A 938-nucleotide genomic window follows, 5' to 3' on the forward strand; every position below is an offset into this window, starting at 1 on the left:
CAGTTTGTTGATTTATATCAATTGATGAAATGTAACTGTTATTAATCGTTTAAGACTTATGATAGAAAAAAGTAATACGAACATAGATGTATCGTTATGGAATGCTTATTCAGAATCTTTTTTTCATTTTGAGGCTGAATGGCATACGTCAAGTTATGCGGTGATAACTGCTTGGAACCCCTACAGTAATTTGCGGTCAAAGAAAGAGAACTGCATAAGTAATCAAGAGTTAGAAAAACAACTTAAACACGCGAATTACGTGCTCGTTAACGTAGGTGATCGCAGCTTTGAATGGTGTGAAGAGAGTTTTGCGGCGGATATATCATTAGAAGAGGCTGTGCGATTGGCAAAAGTGTTTCAACAAAATGCCATTTACTATGTGATAGATGGTGATCTTTACTTAGTTGCGTGCGCGGCACCGAGCAAAAAACATTGGCTAGGAAAAATTAACGACAGGCTCGTATAACAGGATATCTCTCGTTGGGGTTATGCCCGAGCGAGCAAATTCACGGAGGAAATATGAGAGACATAACACCAGATATTTGTGATCAATTTGAAGACCAAGTGACGTTGCTAAATTTACCGCTACAGAACTTTGGTCAACGTACCGCCTTTCATGGCGAAATTGTCACAGTGCGTTGCTATCACGATAATTCTAAAGTACGTGAAGTTCTAGAACAGGATGGCACTGGCAAAGTCTTGATTGTTGATGGACACGGTTCCTGCCAAAAAGCGCTGCTTGGTGACCAGCTGGCGATACTCGGTATCGAAAATGGTTGGGAAGGTATCATCGTGTACGGAGCAGTGCGTGATGTGGCACAAATGTCGCAAATGGACATAGGAGTGCAAGCGCTGGGTACATGCCCGTTTAAAACGGAAAAGCGTGGTGTGGGTGAAGTCAACGTGACGTTAAAGATGCTGAACCAAATTGTTCAAGC

2 protein-coding genes are annotated in these 938 nt (G+C 41.9%); both read left to right on the top strand.

Features of this window, described 5'->3' with window-relative positions; translation table 11 throughout:
• Positions 1–58 precede the first annotated feature (58 nt).
• Positions 59–466, top strand: coding sequence for a DUF3293 domain-containing protein (locus R7R24_RS25310; RefSeq protein ID WP_011105673.1), 408 nt, complete (start codon positions 59–61; stop codon positions 464–466).
• A gap of 53 nt (positions 467–519) precedes the next feature.
• The coding region (locus R7R24_RS25315) for a putative 4-hydroxy-4-methyl-2-oxoglutarate aldolase (protein ID WP_318119856.1) at positions 520–938 on the top strand (419 nt) is incomplete at its 3' end.

The organism is Vibrio sp. 704 (genome assembly GCF_033339295.1).

Bases quoted from the DNA above. Each gene is read 5' to 3' on its own strand.
- R7R24_RS25310 (WP_011105673.1), top strand. From the start codon at position 59: ATGATAGAAAAAAGTAATACGAACATAGATGTATCGTTATGGAATGCT.